Source organism: Nonomuraea sp. NPDC049400 (assembly GCF_044466425.1).
In the GTDB taxonomy this organism is placed as follows: domain Bacteria; phylum Actinomycetota; class Actinomycetes; order Streptosporangiales; family Streptosporangiaceae; genus Nonomuraea.
The window spans coordinates 169,680-192,732 of record NZ_JBITMP010000005.1 but is presented as its reverse complement, the minus strand read 5'-3'; the positions used below and the strand labels follow the sequence as shown (position 1 = coordinate 192,732).

The window sequence follows — 23,053 nt, the reverse complement described above, 5'->3', positions numbered from 1 at the left end:
AGAGCACCGAGATTAGTGAACGTTGCGTTTCCTTGCGCTTAATTCTATGCTCCTTAGAGAACGGTTCGTTCTCTAAGGAGAAGTGCCATGGGCTTCGTGCTGTCCGGCCTGATGCTGGCGATGTTGCTGGGTGCGCTCGATCAGACGATCATGGCGCCCGCGTTGCCGGCCGTGGCAGGCAGTCTGGGCGGGCTGGACCAGATGCCCGCCGTCGTCAGCGCGTACCTCGTCGCCGCCACCGTCGTCATGCCCGTCTACGGCAAGCTCGGTGACCGGTACGGCCGCAAGCCCGCCATGCAGGCAGCCATCGTCATCTTCGTGACCGGGGCCGTGCTGTGCGCGCTGGCCACGTCGATGCCGCAGTTCATCGCCTTCCGCGCCGTGCAGGGCATGGGCGGCGGCGGGCTGATGATCGGGGCGCAGGCGATCATCGGCGAGGTCGTGAGCCCGCGCGAGCGGGGCCGCTACCTCGGTCTCATCGGGGCCGTGTACGTCGTGGCCGCCGTGGGCGGGCCGCTGCTCGGCGGGGTCTTCATCGACCAGTTGAGCTGGCGGTGGATCTTCGCCGTCTACCCGCCGCTGGGCGTGCTGGCGCTCGTCGTGTTGAGCGTCACCCTGCGGCTCCCGAGGCCCCAAGGCCGACCTCAAGGCCGACCCCATGGGCGACCTCAAGAGCGCGGGGCGCCGCTTGATGTCGCGGGGATCGTCACGCTGGCCGTGGCCGTCGTCGGGGTGGTCATGGCGGGGCAGACCAGGCATCCCGCCTTCCTGGCCGTGGCGGCGGCGGGGGCGGTGGCGTGGCTGGTCAGTACGCGCTTCGCCAAGGATCCCATCCTGCCGCTGCGGCTCTTCCGCGACCGCGCCTTCGCGGTGCCCGTGCTGATCAGCCTGCTCATCGGGTTCGCGCTGTTCGGGACGGTCACGTACATGCCCGCCTACCTGCAGATCGCCCTGCACTCCAGCGCGACGCAGGCGGGGCTGCTGGTGACGGCGCTCATGGGAGGCGTGCTCGCCACGACCATCGTGTCCGGACGGCTGATCACGCGCACCGGCAAGTACAAGCCGTACCCCGTCGTCGGCACGGCCGTGGCCGCCGCCGGGCTCGGGCTGATCGGCCTGGCGGGAGCCGACCCCCTGGCGCTGGCGGGCGCCATGCTGCTGACCGGGCTGGGGGTCGGGCTGGTCATGCAGACCATGGTGCTGGCCGCGCAGAACGCCGTGGAGTACGCGGACCTGGGCGCCGCCACCTCCTCGGTGACCTTCCTGCGCCAGATCGGCGCGTCGGCCGGGGTCGCACTGGTGGGCGCGCTGATCACCCTGAGGTCGGGGATCTCCGCCACCCAGCCGTCCGCCGTGCCGGAGAGCGTCCGCCAGGACTTCGCCGCGGCCGTGCCGCCGGTGTTCGCGGCCATGGCGCCGCTGCTCGCCGTGGCCTTCTTCCTCGCGCTGGCGCTGCCGGCGCGCCCACTCCGCACCACTGCCTACGCCGAGGAGAGATCGTGAAACTCGTCGCACCACTCAGCGCCTGTGGCGACCTGGCCGTGGCCGGGGGCAAGGGCGCCAACCTGGGCGAGCTCGTCAGGAACGGCTTCCCCGTGCCCGACGGCTTCGTCGTCACCACCCACGCCTACGATCTGGTCGCCCAGGGGCACGGCACCCGGGCGTACTTCGAGCAGGTCGAGCTGCCGGACGAGCTGCGCGCGGCCATCGCCGGCGCGTACGCCGAGCTCGGCGGCGGGCCGGTGGCCGTGCGGTCCAGCGCCACGGCCGAGGACCTGCCGGGAGCCGCGTTCGCCGGCCAGCAGGACACGTACCTGAACGTCGTGGGCGAGCAGGCCGTGCTCGACGCCGTACGCCGCTGCTGGGGCTCGCTCTGGAGCGAACGCGCCATCGCCTACCGGGCCCGGCTGGCCGTCGAGGAAGTGAGCATCGCGGTGGTCGTTCAGCGCATGGTCGAGGCGGACATGGCGGGCGTCATGTTCACCGCGGACCCGGTCACCGGCGACCGTACCCGGCTCGTCGTCGACGCCAGCAGCGGGCTGGGCGAGGCGGTCGTGTCCGGGCTGGTCACGCCGGACCACTACGTGATCTCGTCGGACCGGACGGAGTTCACGCCCGGCCGCCGCGAGGTGGTCATCAGGGGCGTGGCGGACGGCGGCGTCACGCGCGAGACCGGCGCGACCGCCGACGAACGGCTGCCCGACGAGGCGCTGAAGGAGCTGGCGAGGCTGGGGAAGGAGGTCGCCGCGCACTTCGGCCGGCCCCAGGACATCGAGTGGGCCTACGCGGGCGGCCGCGTCCAGCTGGTGCAGGCCCGCCCCATGACCGCGCTCCCGCCACCCCCGGTGGGCGAGCTCAACCCGATCCGGCGCCGCATCTCCGGCATCCTGCTGGAATACCTCACGGAACGCCCCTACCCGATCGACATGACGACCTGGCTCCCGTACGGCCCCGCCGGGCTGATGGGCAGGGTGGCCGCCGCCTTCGGCGTGCGCGGTGTGTTCGAGGGGTTCCTGCGCGAGGAGGACGGCGTCGCCTATCAGATCATCCCGCCGTCGCCGCGGCCCACCGCCGGGATACTCACTGTCCCGTTCCGCCTCCTGGCCAGGGCGAGGAGGTACGACCCCGCCCGGTGGACCGAGGACCCGCGCTTCCGCGACTACCTCGCCGCGGTCGAGGAGCTGGCCGCGCGCGACCTGGGCGGGATGCCGTGGCCGGAGCTCGTCCGCGTGCCCGGGCTGGCGCTGGCGCTGGTGCGCCCGGTGGCCGACCTGCGCGTGGACTACCTGCCCGGCACGGGGCTGGCGCTGCTGCGGCTGCTGGTGGCGGTCAAGCTGCTCGGGCGTGGCAAGCTCTTCGGCGACCTGCTGCACGGGGCGCGTACCCGCACCACCGACGCCAACCAGGCGCTGGAACGGCTGGCCGAGATGGCCAGGCGCACCGGCGCGCTCGACCGGGACCCTAGGCCCGCCGAGTTCGAGGAGGCGCTGCGGGCGTTCCTGGCAGAGTACGGCCACCGCGAGACCGCGAGCCCGATCCTCGTCACCACACCCACCTGGGCGGACGCTCCTGAGATCGTCATCGACCTGGTCAGGGTGCTGGCCGGCCGGCCGCCCGGGAGGAAGGGCGACGACGACGCCATGGAACGCCTGCTCCGCCACCCGCTGCTGAGAGCCCGGGGCCGCGCCAGGATGCGACGGCGGGTGGCGGCCGCCCGCGCGGGCATCGCGTTCCGCGAGGACAGCCACTTCTACTTCATGATGCCGCAGCCGATCCTGCGTAGGTCGCTGCTGGAAATGGGCCGCCGCCTGCGCGGCGAAGGCGTGCTCGACCGGCCGGAGGACGTCTTCCACCTGCGGCTGCCTGAGCTGGAGTCGATCGCGGACGTGGCCACGCTGCCGGGCGCGGACCGGGAACGGCTGCGGGAGCTGGTCAGGGCGCGCTCGGCCAAGCGCGAGGAGCTGTCCGGTGTGCGCCTCATCGACCCCGCCGCGGTCTTCCCCGTCCGCGAGACGGGTGACGCGCTGGTCACCGGATCGCCGGCGAGCGGCGGCGTGGCGACCGGGCGGGTGAAGGTGATCAGGGAGCCGGCCGAGTTCGCCAAGCTGGAGAGCGGCGACGTGCTCGTCTGCCCGTACACGAACCCGTCGTGGACGCCGCTGTTCCAGCAGGCGGCGGCCGTGGTGGTCGACGCCGGCGGGGCCGGCTCGCACGCCGCGATCGTCGCCAGGGAGTACGGCATCCCGGCCGTCATGGGCACCGGCAGGGGCACCGCCGTGCTGGAGGAGGGCCGGCTCGTCACGGTCAACGGAAACACGGGGCACGTCACTCGTGCTTCCTAAAATGCCATGGTGACCGACCACCGCAAGCTGCCACGACGCCGGGGCGAGGCACTCAACGCCGCCATCTACCAGGCGACGCTCGACGAGCTGGACGAGGCCGGCTACGCCGGGCTGACCATGGAGCGCGTCGCTGAGCGCGCCAGGGCCAGCAAGGCCTCGCTCTACCGGCGCTGGCCCACCCGCATCGAGCTGGTGATGGAGGCGGTCTACCACACGCTGCCCACCCCCGAGTCCTCGCCCGACACCGGAAACCTGCGCGACGACCTGCTGGCCATGCTGAGGCTCACGGCGAAGGCGATGGCGGGCCCGGCGGGCGAGGCGATGCGCGGGCTGCTCGGCGAGGCGCTGCGTGGCAACTCGCCGCTGTCCGCCCTGCGGAAGAACTCCACGCGCACCTCCAGGAAGCTGATGGAGGAGGTCCTCCGCCGGGCCGTCGAGCGCGGCGAGGTCGACCCCGCCGCCATCACCCCTCGCCGCCTCGACGCCGGTCACGCGCTGCTGCGCCACCATTTCCTCTTCGAGGGCTCGCCCATCCCCGACGAGCTCATCGTCGCGGTCGTGGACGAGGTGCTGGTGCCGCTGTTCACGCGGGGCTGAGCAGGCCGATCACGGTCGTGCCGCGCCTGATCGCGCTCCTCGCCACCAGCGCGCCCATCCACACGCTCACCAGCGCGCTCAGCGCCACCATGGCCAGGAACGACCAGGACGCCTTCTCCAGGCCCATCGCCAGCAGGACCGCGACGAACGCCCAACCGAGCGCGTTGCAGATGACCGCCGACGCGAGGATCTGGCCGGTGCCGCGCACGGAGGAGCCGAGCGACGGCGCGCCCGCCGCCGTCATGGGCAGCGACAGCACCAGTGCCATGATGATCGGCACGAGGAAACCGCCCACCATCGCCTCGCCCAGCGGCCCGACGGGATAGCCGGCGTCCTGGAAGGCCATGCTGGCGAAGATCTGGCCGACCAGCCCGACGGGGACGACGAGCAGTGCGGCCGTCGTGATCACCCGTCGTGCGGTCATCCGCGTGAGCGGCCCGTGCACGGAACGGCGCATCGCGACGAAACAGGTGTGCAGCAGCGGCGCCACCGAGAGCACGGCTATGACGCTCGCCATGACGAACCACGTCTGCGCCATGCCCCGCATCTTCCCGGCGATCGGCCCCAAGCTGGCGGCCTCGGCCCACACGCCCTGCAGACTCGCCACGTCGCGTACGCCCGGATTCCACAGGAGCCCCAGGCCCACCCCCGCACAGACCAGGACCGCCGCGAGAGGAACCGTCAAGGCCCCGGCCCCCGGCACGCGCCGGTGGTGGACCCAGGCGTCGGCCGCGCCCCTGATCAGGTCGAGCACCGTGCGCACCCGTGCCGGCCGCGACGCGATCAGATCGTCGACCTCCTCGCCGTAACGCTCCCGCCACGCCTTCGGGTAGAGGCTGAGCATCGCCTCGGCCACAGCCCGCATCATGCGAGCCCCCAAGCGGCTCCCGTGCGCCTGGCGCCCGCCTGCTCGATGCGCCGCAGCGTGGCGAGCTGCTCGCTCAGCGCGTCCCGCCCGCTGTCGGTGATCCGGTACGGCTTGCGCCGCTCCGTCGACTCGACCGCTTCGATCCAGCCGCGCTCCTCCAGCCGCATCAGCGCCCCGTAGAGCGTGCCCGGCTCCAGCGCGGTCCCCGAGAACTCCTCGATGTCATTGATCATTCGATAACCGTGCTTCTGCCCTTCGGCGAGACTGATGAGGACCAGCAGCGCCACGTCCGTGAAGCGGCCGAGTTCCTGCTTCTTCCGTGCCATGTATTCAGTAAAACTTAATAAGTCTCACTGAGCAAGCCCGATCGTCGAGGCCGCCAGCCGCATCGAGTGCCCGAACACCGCTTGCCGGTCCTCGATCGTGTTGTTGAACTGGCCGAACACCTCGAAGTTGACCCATCCGTACAGCGCGGTCCACGCCGAGACTCCGCGCCAGAGCACGCTGTCGGGCACCCCGGGCATGAGGTCCCTGAGCGCGGCCGCCTCCGGCGTCAGCTCCTCGGGCACCAAATCCGCGGGCGGCCGGATCGCGCCCGCGCGCCAGGCGTCGGAGATGAGCCGGCCCAGGACGGTGACGTCGCGTACCCGGGCCGCGACCGTGTCCTGTGGCGCCTGGTAGCCGGGCACGGGGGAGCCGTAGAGCAGCGCGTATTCGTGCGGGTGGGCCACCGCCCAGTCGCGTACCGCGTGACAGATCGTCATCCACCGGCGCGGGAAGTCGTCCTGTGGGCACGCGGCGTCGGCCCGCTCCACGGCCTCGCCGAGCGCGTTGTACCCGTCGATGATCAGTGTGGTCAGCAGGTCGTCCCGGCTCGGGAAATAGCGGTAGATGGCCGAGGAGACCATGCCCATCTCGCGTGCGACGGCCCGCAGTGACAGGCCGCCGGCGCCCTCGGTGGCGAGCTGGCGGCGCGCGATGTCGGTGATTTCCCTGGTGAGCTCGGCTCTGACGCGTTCTCTGGCGGTACGGCTGGCTGTCATGCAACGCAGGCTATCAGAGCGGTGCCAAAAAACGAGAGCACCGCTCTTGACGATCGCCGCTCTTTTGAGAGAGCATTGCTCTCGTAATCGAGCGACGACCTACGGGGGACCGGATGCCGGCCAAGCACGCCAACGCCGCCGCACTGGAGATCCTCTGGTTCGGTGGCGGCGCCGCCGCCCTCTACGCTTCGGGTCTGGTGACCCCGGCCGCCGTCTTTTTCGCACTGTTCGTACTCAACGCGGTTCTCCGCATCATCTGGAAGCAGGTCTGATCATGGGTAAGCACGTCGTCGTGGGCTCCGGCCAGGTCGGCACGCATCTGGCGCGCAAGCTCGTCGCGCAGGGGCAGGACGTCACCGTCGTGACCCGCTCGGGCAGCGGCCCAGAAGGGACTGTCAAGGTTGCCGCCGACGTCGCCGACAAGGCCAGGTTGATCGAGGCCGCCAAGGGAGCCGACGTCCTCTACAACTGCGTCAACCCGCGATACCACCGCTGGCTCACCGACTGGCCGCCGATGGCCGAGTCGTTCCTGGCCGCCGCCGAGGCGAGCGGCGCCGTGTACGCGATGCTCGGCAACCTCTACCCGTACGGGCCCGTCACCGGCCCCATGACCGAGGACCTGCCGCTCGCCTCCACCAACCCCAAGGCGCAGGTGCGGGCGAAGATATGGCGGGACGCGCTGGCCGCGCACGAGGCGGGACGGATCAGGGTGACCGAGGTGCGGGGCTCCGACTACTTCGGTCCGGGCGCCAGCGACCAGTCCTACCTGGGGGACCGGTTCCTCGTGCCGCTCAGGGCGGGCAAGACCATCTCGGTCCCCTATCCCCTTGACATGCCGCACAGCTGGACGTACTTGCCCGACGTGGCCGAAGCGCTGATCGTGGCCGGCGGCGACGAGCGGGCCTGGGGCCGGGCCTGGCACGTGCCCACCGGCGACCCGTTGAGCTTCCGCCAGCTCGCCGAGCGGATGGCCGCGCTGCTCGGCCTGCCCGCGCCCAAGATGGCGCAGCTGCCGTGGGCGCTGGTCAGGGCGGCCGGGCTCTTCTCGCCCATGCTCGGCGAGCTCAGGCACATCCGCTACCAGTTCACCGCGCCGTACGTGCTCGACTCCTCGGCGTTCCAGCGCACGTTCGGCGTCGCGCCTACCCCGATCGACGAGGCGCTCAAGGCTACGCTCGACACGTGAAGATAGCCATGATCGGTCTGGGTGACATCGCGGAGAAGGCATACCTTCCCGTGCTGGCCGCCCAGCCCGCCCTCGACCTGCACCTCTGCACGCGCAACCAGGCTCGGCTGGAGCGGCTCGGCGACACCTACCGCGTCGCCGGGCGCTCCACCAGCGTGGACGAGGTGATCAAGTCGGGGGTCGAGGCGGCGTTCGTGCACGCGGCCACCGACGCCCATCCGGAGCTCGTCGAGCCGCTGCTCCGGGCCGGGATCCACGTCTACGTCGACAAGCCGATCGCCTACACGCTCGCGGAGTCGGAGCAGCTCGTGCGGCTGGCCGAGGCCGAGGGGAGGTCGTTGATGGTCGGCTTCAACCGGCGATACGCACCCGGATATGTCGGACTTGCCGCTCATCCCCGCCATCTCCTCCTCATGGAGAAGAACCGCGAGAATCACCCCGACGCACCCCGGCGGGCGATATTTGATGACTTCATCCATGTGGTGGACACCCTCAGATTCCTCGCCCCAGGCCCGGTCACCGGCACCACGATCAGGACCCGCGTCCAGGACGGCCTGCTGGAGCACGTCGTCCTGGAGCTGTCGGGCGACGGCTTCACCGCCATCGGCGTCATGAACCGGGTCAGCGGGGCGAGCGAGGAGTCCTGCGAGGCCATGGGCGACGGCGCCAAGCGCCGCGTGGTCAACCTCGGCGACGTCATCGACTACCGGGGCGGCGAGACGCTCTTCCGCCGCCCCGACTGGACACCGGTGGCCAGGCAGCGCGGCATCGAGCAGGTCTGCCTGGAGTTCCTCGCCGCCGTACGCGAGGGCCGCCGGATCGCCGCCGACGACGCCCTGGCCACGCACGCGCTCTGCGAGGAGATCGTCAGCCGGACGGCGTGAGCTGCATCGACCTGTCGGCCTTGGCGAACATCCGCTCGAACGCCGGCTCGTTCAGCCGGGTGAGCACGGTGTACCCCTTCGAGTCACTCAGCGGGCTGGACGACGACACGACGCCGGCCACCGCACCGCCGTACAGCGCGGGCCCGCCGCTGCCCCCGGCGGCGGCGTGGCAGTTGTGCGTGACCATCAGCCCGGGCCCCTCGGTGAGCGCCTCGACCGCGTCACCCACGCACCGGTACATCTGCGTGCCCGGATAGTCCTTGCCACCCGGGTAGCCGAGCAGCTCCAGCCCGCGCAGCTCCGTGCCCCTGGCGGTGGCCAGCCGCGGCAGCCCCCGCCCGGTCACGGCCTCCAGCGGGCGCTTGCGGCGCACCACGCCGACCAGGCCGATGTCGTACGGCAGCAGATCCGGCGAGTACGGCTCATGGCGCCACTTGGCCGGCACCCACGTGCGCACGGCAGGCCAGATCCCCATGCGCGGCCGCCGGTCGTAGCCCGGCAGGAAAGCGAGCTGCTTGATCGCCCGCCCGTGCTGGTACAGGCAGTGCGCCGCGGTCAGCACCAGGCTGCGGCTGCGCGAGCCGATCACCGCGCCCCCGCACAGCACGCTCGTCCGCGTCACGGGGTCGTGGCCGAGCAACATCCCGGTGAGCCGCCGCGGCCCCGCGTAGGGGCGCGGGACCGGCGCGTAGCCCAGTCGGTCGCCGTCGGGGGTCAGGATGCGGGGAACGGGGACGCTGCGTTGCGACACCTCGGCGACGGCGGTTGGGTCGAGCAGGACCAGAGACAGCACCAACCTGAGCACCCTCCCACCTTAGAATGAAGATGATCAGTGCTCTGACCTGCAAGATTAAGCTTTACCCTAACTTGTGTACTGCAAACCCAGCGCGCGCAGCCGATCGTGCGCCGACTCGTAGGCGACCGGCCGGCCGAGGTACGCCTTGGGTAGTTTCGCGACCATCGTGTAGTTGGTGTCGCACACGTTCCCGACCGGCGCCTGCCCGGCCTGACTGACGAGCTGGTAGGCGTCCAGCGTGTCCAGCCCGGTCAGCTCCGAGGTCCAGGTGACCAGGTCGTGCTGGCTGATCCGGTACGCGTCCTCCAGCGGCCTGGCCGACCCCGTGGACATCAGGTGCAGGTCGTCCTCCAGGCGCGGCCACGGCGTCGCCACGCCCTTGACCAGCTCGACCGCGACCACGGTGTTCATGGCCGACTCCACGGCGGTGCCGCAGACCTCGCCGTGGCCCTGCAGCCCGTGGCCGTCGCCGATCGAGAACATCCCGCCCTCGACGTTGACCCCCAGGTAGACGGTGACGCCCGCGCGCAGCTCGGGGGTGTCCATGTTGCCGCCGTGCGCGTCGGGGGTGATGGTCATGCGTGCCTCGTTCGCGGCGGGGGCCACGCCGACCGTGCCGTGCATCGGGTCGAGCGGCAGGGCCACGCTGAAGTCGCTGTTGCGGGCGTGGTAGACGGCCACGCCCCTGTCGAGGTCGATGTCGTACCGCCAGACCCGCTCCTCCAGCGGCGGCTGCAGCATGGCTGTGGTGTGGGTGCCGGTCAGCGCGCCGAAGTGGGGGAAGGTCGTGGACACCGCCCAGTCCCTGGCCGGAGTGATCTTGATGAAGTGCAGGGCCAGCGTGTCGCCCGGCTCGGCGCCCTCGACGTGGAAGGGGCCGGTGACGGGGTTCAGGTAGGGGAACTCGCACACCTGCGACGGCAGGTCGTGCACGCTCCGGACGCGCCCGCCGAAGCAGTCCTCGGTGTACAGCTCCAGGATCGTGCCCGGCCGGACCTTGCCGACGGCCGAGCGTCCGCCGAAGGTGTAGCTCAGCTCTTCCGGCGAGGGACGGTAGGAGACGACATTCATTTGACCTCCGAGGGGAGTACGGGCCGGCGGCCGGAGAGGTACGAGGCGCCGAGGACGATCAGGCCGATGAGCAGCCAGATGCCGCCCGCCCACTGCGCGTAGACGTTCTGGTTGAAGACCACGGCCAGCAGGACGACGAAGCCGATCACCGGCGCGACCAGGTGCGCGAGCCAGTTGCCGCTGCGCCGCCGGAAGACGTGGTGCACGACGACGGCGATGTGCAGCAGCATGAACGCGACCATGGCGCCGAAGTTGACCAGCGAGGTCAGCTCGCCGATGCCGTTCTGCCTGGTGCTCATGTAAAGGCCGATGACCAGCGAGACGGCGGCCACCACCAGGGTGGCGTTGACCGGCACCTTGTGCTTGGGATCCACCTTGGCCAGGAACGCGGGGAGCTGGCGGTCGCGGCCCATCGCGAACAGCAGGCGCGAGGTGGCCGCCTGAGCGACCAGCGAGTTGGCGAAGCCCCACGCGATGGCGGTGGCCACGGCGGTCAGCACCGCCAGCCAGTGCCCGCCGGCGAACTCCGCGGTGGTGTAGAACGCGGTGCCCGTCACGTCGTCGTTCGCGATCAGCGCGTCGCGGCCGGGGGTGAGCAGCGCGGCGACCCACGTCTGCGCCACGAACAGCACCGCGGCCAGCCCCAGCGCGGCCACCATCGAGCGACCGAGCCGGCGGGCGTCCTCGCGGCTCTCCTCCGCCAGCGTGGAGATGCCGTCGAAGCCGAGGAACGACAGCACGGCCACCGAGGCGCCCGCCAGCACCACGCTCCAGGTGAACCCGGAGGACTCGAAGATTGGCGTCAACACACCGGTCTGCGCCTTGCCCTGGGCCAGCGCGATGACGCCGACCACCAGGAAGATCGCCAGCACTGCCAGCTCGGCGACCAGCATGATCCGGGTGATCCTGGCCGTCATCTGGATGCCGAGGTAGTTGACGACGGTGTTGAGCACGACGAACGCGACCAGCCACGCCCAGACGGGGATCGCGGGCACGGAGCCGTTCATGGCCACGCCGGCCACCAGATAGAGCAGCGAGGGCACGAGCACGTAGTCGAGCAGGATCGCCCAGCCGGCCATGAACCCGACGGGGGCGGCGATGCCCCGGCCCGCGTACGTGTAGACCGAGCCGGCCATGGGGAACGCGCGGGCCATCTGCGCGTACGACAGCGCCGTGAACGCCATCGCCACCAGGCCGATGACGTACGCGAGCGCCACCATCCCATGGGACACCGCGAAGACGTGGCCGAAGATGCCGAACGGCGCGATCGGCACCATGAAGATCAGGCCATAGATCATCAGATCGGAGAAGCCCAGGGAACGCTTGAGCTCCTGACGGTAGCCGAACTGCTCGATCGTGCTCATGTACGGCTCCAAGTGCGTGGGGGGTGATTCGCACGTTAGATCCAAAGCACTCGAGTGAAAAGGCTTCCCACGGCGCCGGCCGGCTAGAGCCAGTAGGTGTCGTGGCGGATGAAGAACTCCGCCTTCTCCTCCTCGCTCTTGCCGGCCAGGTCGAGCAGCCCTTCGAAATAGCCCTCGCGCGGAGCACCGGGGGCGAAGTGGAGCAGCATGGTGGCGGGCGCGCCCGACTCGTTGCGGAAGGCGTGCACGCCGCCCTCCGGCACGTGCACCCAGTCGCCCGGCTCGGTCTCGATCCAGCGCGTGCCGTCGTAGATCCGCACGCTGCCCTCGAGGATGTAGAACGACTCCGAGATCGACTTGTGGAAGTGCGGGCTGGGCCCGGACGGCTCCGGCCCCATCACCCAGCGGTAGAGCCCGAACTGGCCGTTGGTGGTGGCGCCGGTGGCCAGGTAGTGGACGGTGTTGCCGGTGGTGGGGTAGGTCAGCTCCGGCTTGTGGCCGAACGGGCGGTAGGTCGCGCTGAGCTCCCCGGTGTCCCCGTGGTAACGCGGTTCAGGATAGGTCATGAGGTCATCTTTGCAGCGATCGGGCTGGTGGCTGGTGGCTGGAGGCGACGCGACCCACGGCGACGGCACGCATCGCCTCCCCCGGGCTAGTGGCCGGAGACGACGCGGCTCACGGCGACGGCGTGCGCCGCCTCCCTGAAGGTCAGGCCGCGGGCGGTGGCGAGCGACCTCACCTCGATGAACGCGTCATGCATGCGGTCATGGAGCCGAGCGTCGAACTCGGCCTGGCTCCACGAGCCGGCCTGGGCGTTCCGCACCCACTCCAGGTGCGAGACGATCACCCCGCCGGCGCCGGCCAGGATGTCGGGCACGACCGTGGCGCCGTTCGCGGCCAGGATCTCGTCGGCCTCCGGGGTCGTGGGGCCGTTGGCGGCCTCCACGATCAGGCGGGCGCGGACCATGGGCGCGTTGGCCTCGCTGATCGCGCCTTCCAGCGCCGCCAGGACGAGGATGTCCACGTCCAGCTCCAGCAGGTCGTCCCGGTCCAGCGCGTCGGCGTCGCGGTAGCCGGACACGCCCCCGGACTCGGCGCTCCAGGCGCGCAGGCCGTCGAGGTCGAGGCCGCCGCCCGCGTGGACCGCGCCGGAGGCGTCGGAGACGGCCACCACCTTGGCGCCCGCCTCGGCGAGGTGGTGCGCGATCCGCGCGCCCACCTTGCCGAAGCCCTGCACGGCCACGGTCAGCCCCATGGGGGAGCCGCCGAGCGCGGACAGCGCGGCGACCCGCGCGCCCCGCGCGGTCGCGTCCTCGAGCGTCATGATGCTCGCGCCCGGCGCCCAGTAGCCGGAGTCGAGCCGGTAGGTGTCGCGGATCCAGGCCATGGTCCGCTCATCGGTCCCGGCGTCGGGGACGGGGACCTCCTTCTCCGGGCCCGCCAGCGGCAGGATCTCGGCGGCGTAGCGGCGGGTCAGCCGCTCCAGCTCGCGGGCGGTCAGTCCGGCCGGGTCCACGGCCACGCCGCCCATGGCGCCGCCGTACGGGATGCCGGCCAGCGCGCACTTCCACGTCATCCACATCGCGAGCGCGGTGACCTCGTGGAGGTCGGTGCCGGGATGGAAGCGGAGCCCGCCCTTGGCGGGGCCGCGCGAGACGTTGTGCTGGACCCGGAACCCCTGGACCACCTGCACGCGGCCGTCCTCGCGCCGCACCGGGACCGCGACGGCCATGGAGCGGCGGGGCGTGGCCAGCATCGTGTGGGTCTCGTCGTCGAACCCGAGCTGCTCGACGGCCCGGGCGAGCTGGTGGAGAGCGGAGTCGAGGGCCTGGCGGCCCGGGGTGATCAGGGCCGGCGTCTTTGACGGCACCATGATGCTCATGGAAGCGAGTCCTCCTGTTAGTCGCGCCCTATTTGCAGGGAAAGCGCCATTGCCTTCCACTTGTGGGCGCTATTGTCGCGATCATCCTAGGGTGGGGCGTTTGACCTTGCCTAGTTATTGGTAGAAATCGGGCCGCTCATCGAGGTGCTGTGGACCGTGCCACTCTGGCAGGCTTGCGTCCCGTGAACGTGCCGAATCGTCAAAATCCCGGGGGTGAGATGCCCGCACTCGTGATGGGGCCGATGCTGCGGTACGTGGACTCCGTCAGCGCCTCGATCTGGGTGGAGACCGCCGAACCCTGCACGGTCGCCATCGAGGCGGACGGCAGGACTTACCGGTCGCCTACCTTCACCGTGCACGGTCACCACTACGCGATCGTGGATCTCGTTGAGCTCTCCCAGGATATCGGTTCGTATTCTGTGAGCCTCGACGGGGAGCAGGTATGGCCACTGGCGGGTCGCCCGCCGAGCCGGATCCGGCTGCTGCCCGCCGACGGGGCGCGCAGGCTGGCGTTCGGCTCGTGCCGCGCCAGCGTGCCGCATGACGCGGCGCACGTCCTGGCATACGGGGCCGACGTGCTGCGCGCGTACGGCGACCACCTCGCGGTGGCGGGTGACGAGGAGTGGCCCGACCTGTTGCTGCTCCTCGGCGACCAGGTCTACGCCGACAGCCCCTCGTCCGAGATGCTGGACTACATCAGGGCCCGTAGGATCACGGAGCCGCAGGGGGAGATCGCCGACTTCGAGGAGTACGCCGAGCTCTACCGGCTGACCTGGACGGACCCGAAGATCCGCTGGCTGCTGTCCACCGTGCCGACCGCGATGATCTTCGACGACCACGACGTACGCGACGACTGGAACACCTCGCAGCCCTGGCGCGAGCAGATGGCCGCGACGCACTGGTGGCAACGCCGGGTGGTCGCGGGGCTCGGGGCGTACTGGATCTACCAGCACCTCGGCAACCTGTCGCCGGCCGAGCGTGCGGAGGAGCCCCTGCTGCGCGTGCTCATGGAGGGCGGCGACGGCGGGGCGGCGCTGGACGCGTTCGCCGAGAAGGCGGACGCCGAGCCGAGTAGCAACCGCTGGAGCTACGCCCGCGACCTCGGGCGGGCCCGCCTGATCATGGTCGACACGAGGTGCGCCAGGCAGCTCACGCCCGGCGACCGTCGCATGCTCGACGCGGAGGAGTGGGCCTGGCTCGAGGAGCAGCTCGCGGCCCCGGCGGAGCGGCTGGTCATCGGCTCGTCGATCCCGTTCCTGCTCCCCGAGGGTGTGCACGGCGTGCAGAACTGGAACGAGGCCCTGTCCGACGGCAAGTGGGGCGGGCTCGTGCGGCGGTGGTCGGAGAAGTTCCGGCAGGCCATCGACCTGGAGCACTGGGCGGCCTTCCGGCGCTCGTTCGATGACCTGGCCAGGCTGCTGATGGGGCTCGGCAAGCCGGTGCTGATCCTCTCGGGCGACGTCCACTACTCCTACCTGGCCAAGGCCCGCTCGGCGCCGGTCTACCAGATCGTCTGCTCGCCCATCCGCAACCCGCTCAGCCGCCTGCTGCGCTGGGCCAACGTGTTCACCCAGTTCAGGATCGCCACGCTGGTGGGCGGGCTGCTGGCGCGGCTGGCGGGCATCCCGCGGCCGCCGTTCAGATGGCGGGTCACCAAGGGGCCCTGGTTCCAGAACGCGCTGGCCACGCTGACCTTCCCCGACGAGGTCATCTGGTACGAGTCCGACGGCGACTCCGTCACTCCGATCGACTCTGTACACCTAAGATGAAAATGGTTATCGTCCCTCCCCATGGATGAAAACTACTCCCTCGCCGTTCCCTTCTACGACCTGTGGCACGAGGACGGGCACGTGCCGCTGATCCGCGAGCTGCTGCCGCCGCTGCTGAAGGGCGTGGAGCGGAGCGTCATCGAGATCGGCGCGGGCACCGGACTGGTCACCCGGGTGATCGCCCAGGAGACGCCCGCGGAGATCTACGCCGTCGAGCCGGCGCTGGGCATGCGTTCCGTCCTGGTCAACCGGCTGGCGGAGGATCCGGAGCTGCTGCGCCGGGTCACCGTCCTGCCGTGCGGGGCGCTGGACGTGGAGGTGGACGAGCCGGTCGAGGCGATCGTGATGATCTCGGTGCTGCAGAGCTTCCCCGCCGAGCAGCGGGCCGAGCTCTGGCGGGTGCTGGCCAGGCAGCTGGAGCCGGGCGGGCGGCTGGTGTTCAACTGGCGCGAACGGGCCGTCCCCGTGCCGGGTGACCTGGAGGTCATGGGCTCGTACGAGGTGGGCAGGCACACGTACGAGGTCGCGGGGCAGGTGCTTGAGGTCGCCGGCGAGAGCGTGACCTCGCGCTTCGTCTACCGGATCCGGCAGCGCGGCGTGGTGGTCAGCGAGGACGAGGCGGTGGTCACCAACCACTGGCCTGCGGAGGAACGGCTGGTGTCGGAGCTGGAGGCGGCCGGGTTCAGCCGGGACGCGGCACCCGAGGGCATGGAGGTGTGGCGGCTTCCGTAGGCGGATTGCCGGAAATAGTGGGAACCGGGGTCCGGCGTGCGGCCAACAACAGGGTGACCGCATGAGAGAGGACCGGCAGAGTGGTGGGTGTTCAGGATGCGCCTGAGACGCTGGATGACTCGACCCTGATCGGGCATTCGCTCGGCGACCCGGAGAGCTTCGCGGCGCTGTTCGACCGTCATGCCGACGAGATCCACAGGTACGCGGCGCGGCGCCTCGGGGCGGAGCTGGCCGACGACGTGACGGGGGAGGTGTTCCTCGTCGCGTTCCGCGGGCGGGCGCGTTACGACCGCTCATGGCCGGACGCCAGGCCCTGGCTGTACGGCATCGCGACCAAGGTCGTCGCCCAGCACCGCAGGGCCGAGCGGCGGCGCACGGCGGCCATGGCCAAGGTGAGCGTGGAGCGCCCGGGCACGTTCGACGAGCGCAGCGCCGACCGGGTGACCGCCGAGCAGCTCCAGCCCAGGTTGGCCAGGGCGCTGACCAGGCTCAGCGCGGGCGAGCGCGACCTGCTGCTGCTCGTTGCCTGGGGGGACCTGACGTACGAGGACGCCGCGCTCGCGTTAGGCGTGCCCGTCGGCACCGTCAGGTCCAGGCTCCACAGGCTCCGCGCGAAGGTGCGCAGGGCGCTCGGCGGCATCGATCCCTTCGCAGCAGAGGAGCCCCGTCATGGATAGGCACGACATGGATGAGGACGAGATCCGCATGTTCGCCGACGGCCGGCCCGGCGTGCCGCCGTACGGGGCCGAGGCGAGGGCCAGGGCACGGGAGCGGCTGCTGGCGGAGGCGCGCGGCGGGGGCCGCTTTCGCCTGCCCAGGTTCGGCTGGCAGGCCGCGGCCGCCTTCGGGGCCACGATCGTCCTCGTCGGCGGCGTGGCCGTGGCCATGTCGAACCAGGGGCCGGGCGGCACGAACCCCGCCACGTCGGTGACCCAGTCGGCTTCCGTGTCGTCGTCCGACGAGCTCAACCCCCGGCCCGGCCAGTTCATCCAGATCGAGTCCGACACGATGTACGAGTCGTTGACGGTCGGCATGAAGGGCGGCGAATCGCGTCACCTCTACCGGACGCACCGGAAGATCTGGCAGTCGGTGGACGCGAGCGCGGACGGCCTGCTGCTGATCGAGGGCCGCGAGCCCCAGCCGTGGCCGGGCGAGTCGCTGCCGAAGGAGGCCAAGAAGTGGCAGGGCTCCGAGTGGCACACGCTGCCCGCCTGCCCGGGTCCGCGCCAGACCGACTACGCCTACCTGAGCACCCTGCCGACGGATGCCGACGGGATGCGGGCGCGGCTCTATGAGATGAGCGCGGCGTACGTGAGCGACGGCAAGGGCGTGGACGGCGACCGCGCCGCGTTCGACCACGTGCTGGATCTGGTCAGGGAGACGTACATGCCGAAGGCGCAGCGTGCGGCGCTGTTCGAGGCGGCCAAGACGATCCCCGGCGTCCAGGTGGCCGAGGGGGTGGCGGACGCGGCGGGCCGCAAGGGGGTGGCGATCGGGCGGGTGGACCCGCAGGGGACGCTCATCCAGGCCATCTTCGACCCGGCCACGCACCTGTTCATGGGGGAGCGGAACACGGTCGTGGACGATCAGCGCGCCCAGGCTCCCAAGGACAGCGTGCTGGCGCTGACGGCCCAGCTGAAGGTCTCGGTGGTGGATGAGCTGCCGCAGGCGCAGGTACGGGAAGGTGCCGTCTCCCACTGCATCAGCGCCACTCTCCAGGCCACCCCGAGCCCGTCGAGCACGGACACGCCGTCGCCGCCGCCGAGCCAGGACGCCGTGACGGAGCCGGCGCCGGCGGTGACGGCCACGTTGGAGGCGACAGAGGAGCCGCCTTCGCCCGCGGAGCCCACTGTGACGGTGACCGTGACGCCGGAGGAGACGCCTCCGCCCGGCAACTGACCGTCTCTCCGGTGCGGGCCCGGCCACGTACGGTGGCCGGGCCCTGCCGCGCTCCGCTCTAGGCCTGGCTGAACTCGTAAAGGGCGTCGGAGAGCTGGTTGACCGCCCACACCAGGTCGTCCTCCGAGATGACGATCGGCGGTGCGAGGCGGATGGTGGAGCCGTGCGTGTCCTTGGCCAGCACGCTCCTCGCCATGAGCGCCTTGGACATCTCCCGCCCCGTGGCGACCTCCGGGTCGATGTCCACGCCCGCCCACAGCCCGCGCCCGCGTACCTCGACGACCCCCCTGCCGACCAGCTCGCGCAGCCGGGCGTGCAGGACCTCGCCCAGCTTGGCGGCCCTGGCCTGGAACTCGCCGGTGTTGAGCAGCTCGATGACCGCGATGCCGACCGCGCACGCCAGCGGGTTGCCGCCGAACGTGGACCCGTGCTGGCCGGGGTGGATGACCCCGAGGACGTCCCGGTTCGCGGCGATGGCCGAGACCGGTACGACACCGCCGCCGAGCGCCTTGCCGAGGACGTAGATGTCGGGCACGACACCCTCGAAGTCGCAGGCGAACGTCTGCCCGGTCCGCCCCAGGCCCGACTGCACCTCGTCGGCGATCATCAGGATGCCCTGGGCGGTGCACAGCTCCCGGATCTCGCCCAGGTACCCGTCAGGCGGGACCAGCACCCCGGCCTCGCCCTGGATCGGCTCGACCAGCACCGCGACCGTGTTGGCGTCGACGGCTCGCCTGATCGCCTCCGTGGAGCCGTACGGCACGAGACGGAAGCCCGGCGTGAACGGGCCGAAGTTGTCGTGTGCCTCCGGGTCCGTGGAGAAGCTCACGATCGTGGTGGTGCGGCCGTGGAAGTTGCCTTCCATCACGATGATGTTCGCCTGGTCGGGCTCCACGCCCTTGACCTCGTAGCCCCACTTGCGCGCCACCTTGATGGCGGTCTCGACGGCCTCGGCTCCGGTGTTCATGGGCAGGATCATGTCCTTGCCCGTGAGGTCGCCGAGACCGGCGCAGAATTGCGCGAACTGGTCGTGGTAGAAGGCTCGGCTGGTCAGGGTCAGATGCTTGAGCTGCTCCTGGGCGGCCTCGATGATCTTCGGGTGGCCGTGGCCGAAGTTGAGCGAGGAGTAGCCGGACAGGCAGTCCAGATACCGCTTGCCCTCGACGTCGGTGACCCAGGCGCCGTGCGCCTCATGGATCACGACGGGCAGTGGATGATAGTTGTGCGCGCTGCGGCGCTCGCTCATTTCGATGAGCTCTGCGCTGGTGGTCATGGTCAGTTCTCCCCCCTGATCTCCAGTGTGCAGCACTTTGGGCCCCCACCCGCCTTACGCAGCTCCGACAGGTCGACCGGGAGGACCTCGTAACCGCGCCGCTTGAGCTCCAGCTGGAGGTTCGACGCCTCGGCGTTGACGACCACGTTCGTGCCGTCGCTGACCGCGTTCAGCCCGAGCACCTCGGCGTCCTCGGCGGTCGCGACCACCGCGTCGGGGAACATCGCGCGCAGCACCTTCCTGCTGCCCTCGGAGAAGGCCTCCGGGTAGTACGCGACGTTGCGGCCGTCGAGCGGGAACAGCGCCGTGTCGAGGTGGTAGAAGCGCGGGTCCACCAGCGCCAGGGAGATCACCTGGCGGTCCAGGTACTCCTGCGCCTCCTGGTGTGCGACCACGTCCGTGCGGAAGCCCGTTCCGGCCAGGATGACATCGTCGAGCGTGAGGAAGTCGCCCTCGCCCTCGTTGACGTGGAGCGGCTCGTGCACCGGGTAGCCGCGCTCGGCGAACCACCGCAGGTAGGCGGGGCCCTCGGGGCCGCGCTCGGGGTGGGCGAACCTGGCGCCGTAGACGCGGCCGTCCACGACCAGCGCGCCGTTGGCGGCGAAGACCATGTCGGGCAGCCCCTCGACCGGGTCGATCAGGCTCACCTTGTGCCCGAGCTCCTCGTACGCCGCCTTGAGGCCCTCCCACTGCCGGACCGCCACGTCGCGGTCCGCGCCGGCCTCAGGATGCATCCACGGGTTGATCGCGTACTCGACCGTGAAGTAGTCCGGACGGCACATCAGGAAGTGTTTGGGCATGCAGGTCTCCGTCGAGGTTTATGGATGGATGTCCAGATTGAAGGGACGGAGACAGCCTAAGAATGCATGTTTATGCAGGCCAAGCGTCTGGCATTGCGTGTTGGCGCGGGTCTGTTGCGTCTATCAGGGCGTGGGATGCGATCCGTTGCGCGGCTCCGGCACTGCGGCGCCCGGAGGGGTGTCCACCAGCCGCGACAGCACGATGGAGCTCTTGGTCCGCACCACGAACGACTCCGCGGCGATGCGCTCGATCACCCGCTCCACGTGGCGCACGTCCGTGGCCCTGATGTGCAGCAGCGCGTCCGCCTCGCCGGTGATCGTGGCCGCCGCCACCACCTCGGGGAACTTGGCCACGGCCAGCGCGATGTCCGAAGGCTTGGTCTTGCCCTGGCAGAACAGCTCCACGTACGCCTCGGTCGTCCAGCCGAGCGCCTGCGGCGCCACCCGCGCGCTGAACCCGGTGATCGCCCCCGTGTCGCGCAGCCGGTCGACCCGCCGCTTCACCGCCGACGCGCTCAGCCCCACGTGGTGGCCGATGTCAGCGTAGGTCGCGCGCGCGTCCTCGACGAGCGCCGCGATGATGTCACGATCGAGCCGATCCAGTTCCACGCGCCTTGTATACCGCCTGGCCAGGCTGGCGCGCGACGAGCGGCGCGCGGGAAACTGGGCGTGCTGACAGTCATCGGAAGGTATCCGCCAGAATGAGCACCACAAGCTTCCCCGAGGGTTTCGTGTGGGGAGTGTCGACCTCCGCCTTTCAGATCGAGGGGGCCACGTCCGCCGACGGCCGCGGGCCGTCCATCTGGGACGGTTTCTCCGCCGACCGCGCAGAGGCCTGCGACCATTACCGTCGCTATCCCGAGGACGTGCGGCTGATGAAAGACCTCGGAATGGCCGCATACCGGTTCTCGGTGAGCTGGCCGCGGGTTTTCCCCGAGGGCTCGGGAAAGGTGAACGAGGCCGGGCTCGACTTTTACGACCGGTTAGTCGACGAGCTGCTCGCGGCGGGCATCAAGCCTTATGCGACCCTTTATCACTGGGACCTGCCGCAGGCGCTTGAAAAGCTCGGCGGCTGGCCGTCCCGCGACACCGCCCACCATTTCGCCGATTACGCCTCGGCGGTCCACGACCGGCTCGGGGACCGGGTCGACACCTGGTTCACGCTGAACGAGCCCTGGGTGGCGGCCTTCCTGGGATACGGCTCCGGGGTGCACGCGCCGGGCAGGAAGTCGGCCGCGGAGGCGTTCAGGAGCGCCCACCACATGCTGCTCGCGCACGGACTGGCCACGCGGGCGCTGCGCTCGGCGGGGGCCACGAGGGTCGGGACCGTGCTCAACATCTCGCCCGTCATGACGCCCGCCCAGGTGAGCGACTTCGGCAGGGAGCTGTCGGAGGAGGACGCCGAGGCCGTGGCCAGGATCGACGCGCTGGCCAACCGGCAGTTCCTGGAGCCGGTGCTGCGCGGGTCGTACCCCGCCGAGCTGCTGCCCATCATCGAGCGCCACGGCGGCCTCGCACACATCCGCGACGGCGACCTCGACACCATCGCCCAGCCCGTGGACCTGCTCGGCGTCAATTACTACACCCCGCAGGTGGTGCAGGCGCAGCCCAGCGAAACCGCCGACCCGGCCTTTCCCGGAAGCGAGGGCGTGCTGTTCTGCACGATTCCCACGGCGGTCACCGCGATGGGCTGGCCGATAGTGCCGAACTGCCTTTCGCTGCTGCTGCGGCGCCTTTCCCGGGAATACCCGGAGCTCGATCTGATGGTCACCGAGAACGGCGCCGACTTCGTGGACACGATGACCGGCGACGGCATTCACGACGTGGACCGCATCAGTTTCGTCGAGGAACATCTGCGTGCCCTGCAGTCGGCCGTCGAAGAGGGCGCGCGGGTTCGCGGATATCTCGTCTGGACCCTGCTCGACAACCTCGAATGGGCCGATGGCTACCGGCGGAAGTTCGGCCTCGTGCACGTCGATTTCGCCACCCAGCGGCGGCTGCTGAAGGACAGCGCGCTGTGGTACCGCGACGTCATCCGCCGCAACGGCCTCACCGAGACCCGCCCCAAGCGGCCCACCCTCGAGACCGTGGCCGCCCGCGCCGGCGTCTCCAGGGCCACGGTCTCGCGCGTGGTCAACGGCGAGGCGGCGGTGAGCGCGGACGTACGCACCACGGTGATGCGGGCCGTCAAGGAGCTCGGCTACGTGCCCAACGCCGCCGCCCGCAGCCTGGTCACCCGGCGCACGAACACGATCGCCCTGGTCCTGTCCGTGCCCAGGCAGGGGGACTCGCTGACCGCCGCCGTGGTGCAGTACGTCACCAGCATGCTGGAGGGCGCGGGCAAGCAGATCACGCTCATGCTCGCCGACACGGCCGAGAGCCACCGGCGCATCATCCAGCAGGCGGAGGCCCGGCTGGTGGACGGGGTCGTGCTGCTGCCGCCCGACCGCGCCGACACGCTCGCCGAGCGGCTCTCGCGCACCGGCGTGCCGATCGTGCTGCTGGGCAAGCCGGCCGTCGCCTCGCTGGTGCCGTACGTGGACGTGGACAACGCCGGCGGGGCGGAGGCCGCCACCGAGCACCTCCTCGCCCGCGGCCGCCGCCGCATCGGCATGATCTGCGGCCCCACGGACCTGGTGAGCGTCCAGGACCGCCTGGCCGGGCACCGCGCGGCGCTGCACCGTGCGGGCCTGCAGCCGCTGCTGGCCCTCGCGGACCTCACGCGCGCCTCCGGCACGGCGGCCGCCCGGCAGCTGCTCGGCGACGATCCGGCCCTGGACGCGATCTTCGCCGCCACCGACCAGCTCGCCATCGGGGCGCTGCAGGCCGCGCGGGAGGCGGGGCGGCGGGTGCCCGAGGACCTGGCCGTCGTGGGCTTCGACGACATCGACGCGGCCTCGGCCACCACGCCGGGACTCACCACCGTGCGGGTGCCGCTGGCGGACCAGGCGCTGGCCCTGGCGCGGTTGCTGCTGTCGCGGCTGGAGGGCCGCCACACCGAGTCAGTCATCCTGCCGACCCGGCTGGTGATGAGGGACTCGACCTGA

General features: G+C 70.8%; 22 protein-coding genes. 11 read left to right on the top strand and 11 right to left on the bottom strand.

Translation table 11 applies throughout. The annotated features are described in order from the left end of the window. The first annotated feature begins 87 nt into the window (after positions 1 to 87). The 3 genes from ACIBVN_RS08990 to ACIBVN_RS08980 are packed head-to-tail and all read left to right on the top strand — an operon-like array spanning position 88 to position 4,439. Complete coding sequence (locus tag ACIBVN_RS08990) at positions 88 to 1,503, top strand: MDR family MFS transporter (RefSeq protein WP_397134251.1); 1,416 nt, start codon at positions 88 to 90, stop codon at positions 1,501 to 1,503. After that, a complete protein-coding gene (locus tag ACIBVN_RS08985) occupies positions 1,500 to 3,842 on the top strand; it encodes a PEP/pyruvate-binding domain-containing protein (protein WP_397134249.1) in 2,343 nt (780 codons plus the stop codon). Before ACIBVN_RS08990 ends, ACIBVN_RS08985 begins: the two co-directional genes overlap by 4 nt. Before the next feature lie 6 nt (positions 3,843 to 3,848). Beyond that, positions 3,849 to 4,439, top strand: coding sequence for a TetR/AcrR family transcriptional regulator (locus ACIBVN_RS08980; protein ID WP_397134247.1), 591 nt, complete (start codon positions 3,849 to 3,851; stop codon positions 4,437 to 4,439). Here ACIBVN_RS08980 and ACIBVN_RS08975 read toward each other — a convergent pair. Genes ACIBVN_RS08975 through ACIBVN_RS08965 form a run of 3 tightly spaced genes read right to left on the bottom strand, consistent with a single transcriptional unit; the run spans position 4,426 to position 6,350 of the window. After that, entirely contained in the window at positions 4,426 to 5,307 is an 882-nt protein-coding gene (locus tag ACIBVN_RS08975; RefSeq protein WP_397134245.1) for a hypothetical protein, read from the bottom strand. The two genes, ACIBVN_RS08980 and ACIBVN_RS08975, sit on opposite strands and share 14 nt — an antisense overlap. Beyond that, positions 5,304 to 5,633, bottom strand: a complete 330-nt coding sequence (locus ACIBVN_RS08970) for a helix-turn-helix transcriptional regulator (RefSeq protein WP_349457202.1) — start codon at positions 5,631 to 5,633, stop codon at positions 5,304 to 5,306. Before ACIBVN_RS08970 ends, ACIBVN_RS08975 begins: the two co-directional genes overlap by 4 nt. Positions 5,634 to 5,657: 24 nt before the next feature. Further along, a complete protein-coding gene (locus tag ACIBVN_RS08965; RefSeq protein WP_397134242.1) occupies positions 5,658 to 6,350 on the bottom strand; it encodes a TetR/AcrR family transcriptional regulator in 693 nt (230 codons plus the stop codon). Positions 6,351 to 6,463: 113 nt separating this feature from the next. On the opposite strand from ACIBVN_RS08965, the gene ACIBVN_RS08960 reads away from it, so the two are divergent. The 3 genes from ACIBVN_RS08960 to ACIBVN_RS08950 are packed head-to-tail and all read left to right on the top strand — an operon-like array spanning position 6,464 to position 8,420. Beyond that, the gene (locus ACIBVN_RS08960) at positions 6,464 to 6,622 is read left to right on the top strand and encodes a hypothetical protein (protein WP_397134240.1); all 159 of its coding nucleotides are present in this window, start codon (positions 6,464 to 6,466) and stop codon (positions 6,620 to 6,622) included. 2 nt (positions 6,623 to 6,624) lie between these two features. Beyond that, positions 6,625 to 7,536 carry an NAD-dependent epimerase/dehydratase family protein gene (locus ACIBVN_RS08955; protein WP_397134238.1) on the top strand — a complete coding sequence of 304 codons (912 nt, stop codon included), beginning with the start codon at positions 6,625 to 6,627 and terminating at the stop codon, positions 7,534 to 7,536. Then, entirely contained in the window at positions 7,533 to 8,420 is an 888-nt protein-coding gene (locus ACIBVN_RS08950; RefSeq protein ID WP_397134236.1) for a Gfo/Idh/MocA family protein, read from the top strand. The genes ACIBVN_RS08955 and ACIBVN_RS08950 overlap by 4 nt, the downstream gene beginning before the upstream one ends. Here ACIBVN_RS08950 and ACIBVN_RS08945 read toward each other — a convergent pair. The 5 genes from ACIBVN_RS08945 to ACIBVN_RS08925 form a co-directional block, all read right to left on the bottom strand. Further along, positions 8,404 to 9,225 carry a trypsin-like serine peptidase gene (locus tag ACIBVN_RS08945; protein ID WP_397134234.1) on the bottom strand — a complete coding sequence of 274 codons (822 nt, stop codon included), beginning with the start codon at positions 9,223 to 9,225 and terminating at the stop codon, positions 8,404 to 8,406. The two genes, ACIBVN_RS08950 and ACIBVN_RS08945, sit on opposite strands and share 17 nt — an antisense overlap. A gap of 57 nt (positions 9,226 to 9,282) precedes the next feature. Continuing rightward, on the bottom strand, positions 9,283 to 10,287 hold the full coding sequence (locus ACIBVN_RS08940) for an acetamidase/formamidase family protein (RefSeq protein WP_397134232.1): 1,005 nt from the start codon (positions 10,285 to 10,287) through the stop codon (positions 9,283 to 9,285). Continuing rightward, positions 10,284 to 11,651: an APC family permease gene (locus ACIBVN_RS08935; protein ID WP_397134230.1), complete on the bottom strand. Its 1,368-nt coding sequence runs from the start codon at positions 11,649 to 11,651 to the stop codon at positions 10,284 to 10,286. The genes ACIBVN_RS08940 and ACIBVN_RS08935 overlap by 4 nt, the downstream gene beginning before the upstream one ends. Positions 11,652 to 11,734: 83 nt before the next feature. Further along, a complete protein-coding gene (locus tag ACIBVN_RS08930; RefSeq protein ID WP_397134228.1) occupies positions 11,735 to 12,217 on the bottom strand; it encodes a cupin domain-containing protein in 483 nt (160 codons plus the stop codon). Positions 12,218 to 12,303: 86 nt separating this feature from the next. After that, entirely contained in the window at positions 12,304 to 13,533 is a 1,230-nt protein-coding gene (locus ACIBVN_RS08925; protein ID WP_397134226.1) for a Glu/Leu/Phe/Val dehydrogenase, read from the bottom strand. Between the two features lie 218 nt (positions 13,534 to 13,751). On the opposite strand from ACIBVN_RS08925, the gene ACIBVN_RS08920 reads away from it, so the two are divergent. From ACIBVN_RS08920 to ACIBVN_RS08905, 4 genes are all read left to right on the top strand, one after another. Next, positions 13,752 to 15,302 (top strand): alkaline phosphatase D family protein, encoded by a 1,551-nt coding sequence (locus ACIBVN_RS08920; protein WP_397134224.1) that lies wholly within the window; start codon positions 13,752 to 13,754, stop codon positions 15,300 to 15,302. Between the two features lie 21 nt (positions 15,303 to 15,323). Beyond that, entirely contained in the window at positions 15,324 to 16,034 is a 711-nt protein-coding gene (locus ACIBVN_RS08915) for a class I SAM-dependent methyltransferase (protein ID WP_397134222.1), read from the top strand. Positions 16,035 to 16,117: 83 nt separating this feature from the next. Further along, positions 16,118 to 16,711 (top strand): RNA polymerase sigma factor, encoded by a 594-nt coding sequence (locus ACIBVN_RS08910; protein WP_397134220.1) that lies wholly within the window; start codon positions 16,118 to 16,120, stop codon positions 16,709 to 16,711. Next, complete coding sequence (locus ACIBVN_RS08905; protein WP_397134218.1) at positions 16,704 to 17,933, top strand: CU044_5270 family protein; 1,230 nt, start codon at positions 16,704 to 16,706, stop codon at positions 17,931 to 17,933. The genes ACIBVN_RS08910 and ACIBVN_RS08905 overlap by 8 nt, the downstream gene beginning before the upstream one ends. A 58-nt stretch (positions 17,934 to 17,991) precedes the next feature. Here the strand turns inward: ACIBVN_RS08905 and rocD are convergent, their stop codons facing one another. From rocD to ACIBVN_RS08890, 3 genes are all read right to left on the bottom strand, one after another. After that, positions 17,992 to 19,206: an ornithine--oxo-acid transaminase gene (rocD, locus tag ACIBVN_RS08900; protein ID WP_397134216.1), complete on the bottom strand. Its 1,215-nt coding sequence runs from the start codon at positions 19,204 to 19,206 to the stop codon at positions 17,992 to 17,994. Between the two features lie 2 nt (positions 19,207 to 19,208). Beyond that, complete coding sequence (gene ddaH, locus ACIBVN_RS08895) at positions 19,209 to 20,006, bottom strand: dimethylargininase (protein WP_397134214.1); 798 nt, start codon at positions 20,004 to 20,006, stop codon at positions 19,209 to 19,211. 123 nt (positions 20,007 to 20,129) lie between these two features. Next, on the bottom strand, positions 20,130 to 20,615 hold the full coding sequence (locus ACIBVN_RS08890) for an Lrp/AsnC family transcriptional regulator (protein WP_397134212.1): 486 nt from the start codon (positions 20,613 to 20,615) through the stop codon (positions 20,130 to 20,132). A gap of 92 nt (positions 20,616 to 20,707) precedes the next feature. On the opposite strand from ACIBVN_RS08890, the gene ACIBVN_RS08885 reads away from it, so the two are divergent. Then, a complete protein-coding gene (locus tag ACIBVN_RS08885; RefSeq protein WP_397134210.1) occupies positions 20,708 to 23,053 on the top strand; it encodes a GH1 family beta-glucosidase in 2,346 nt (781 codons plus the stop codon).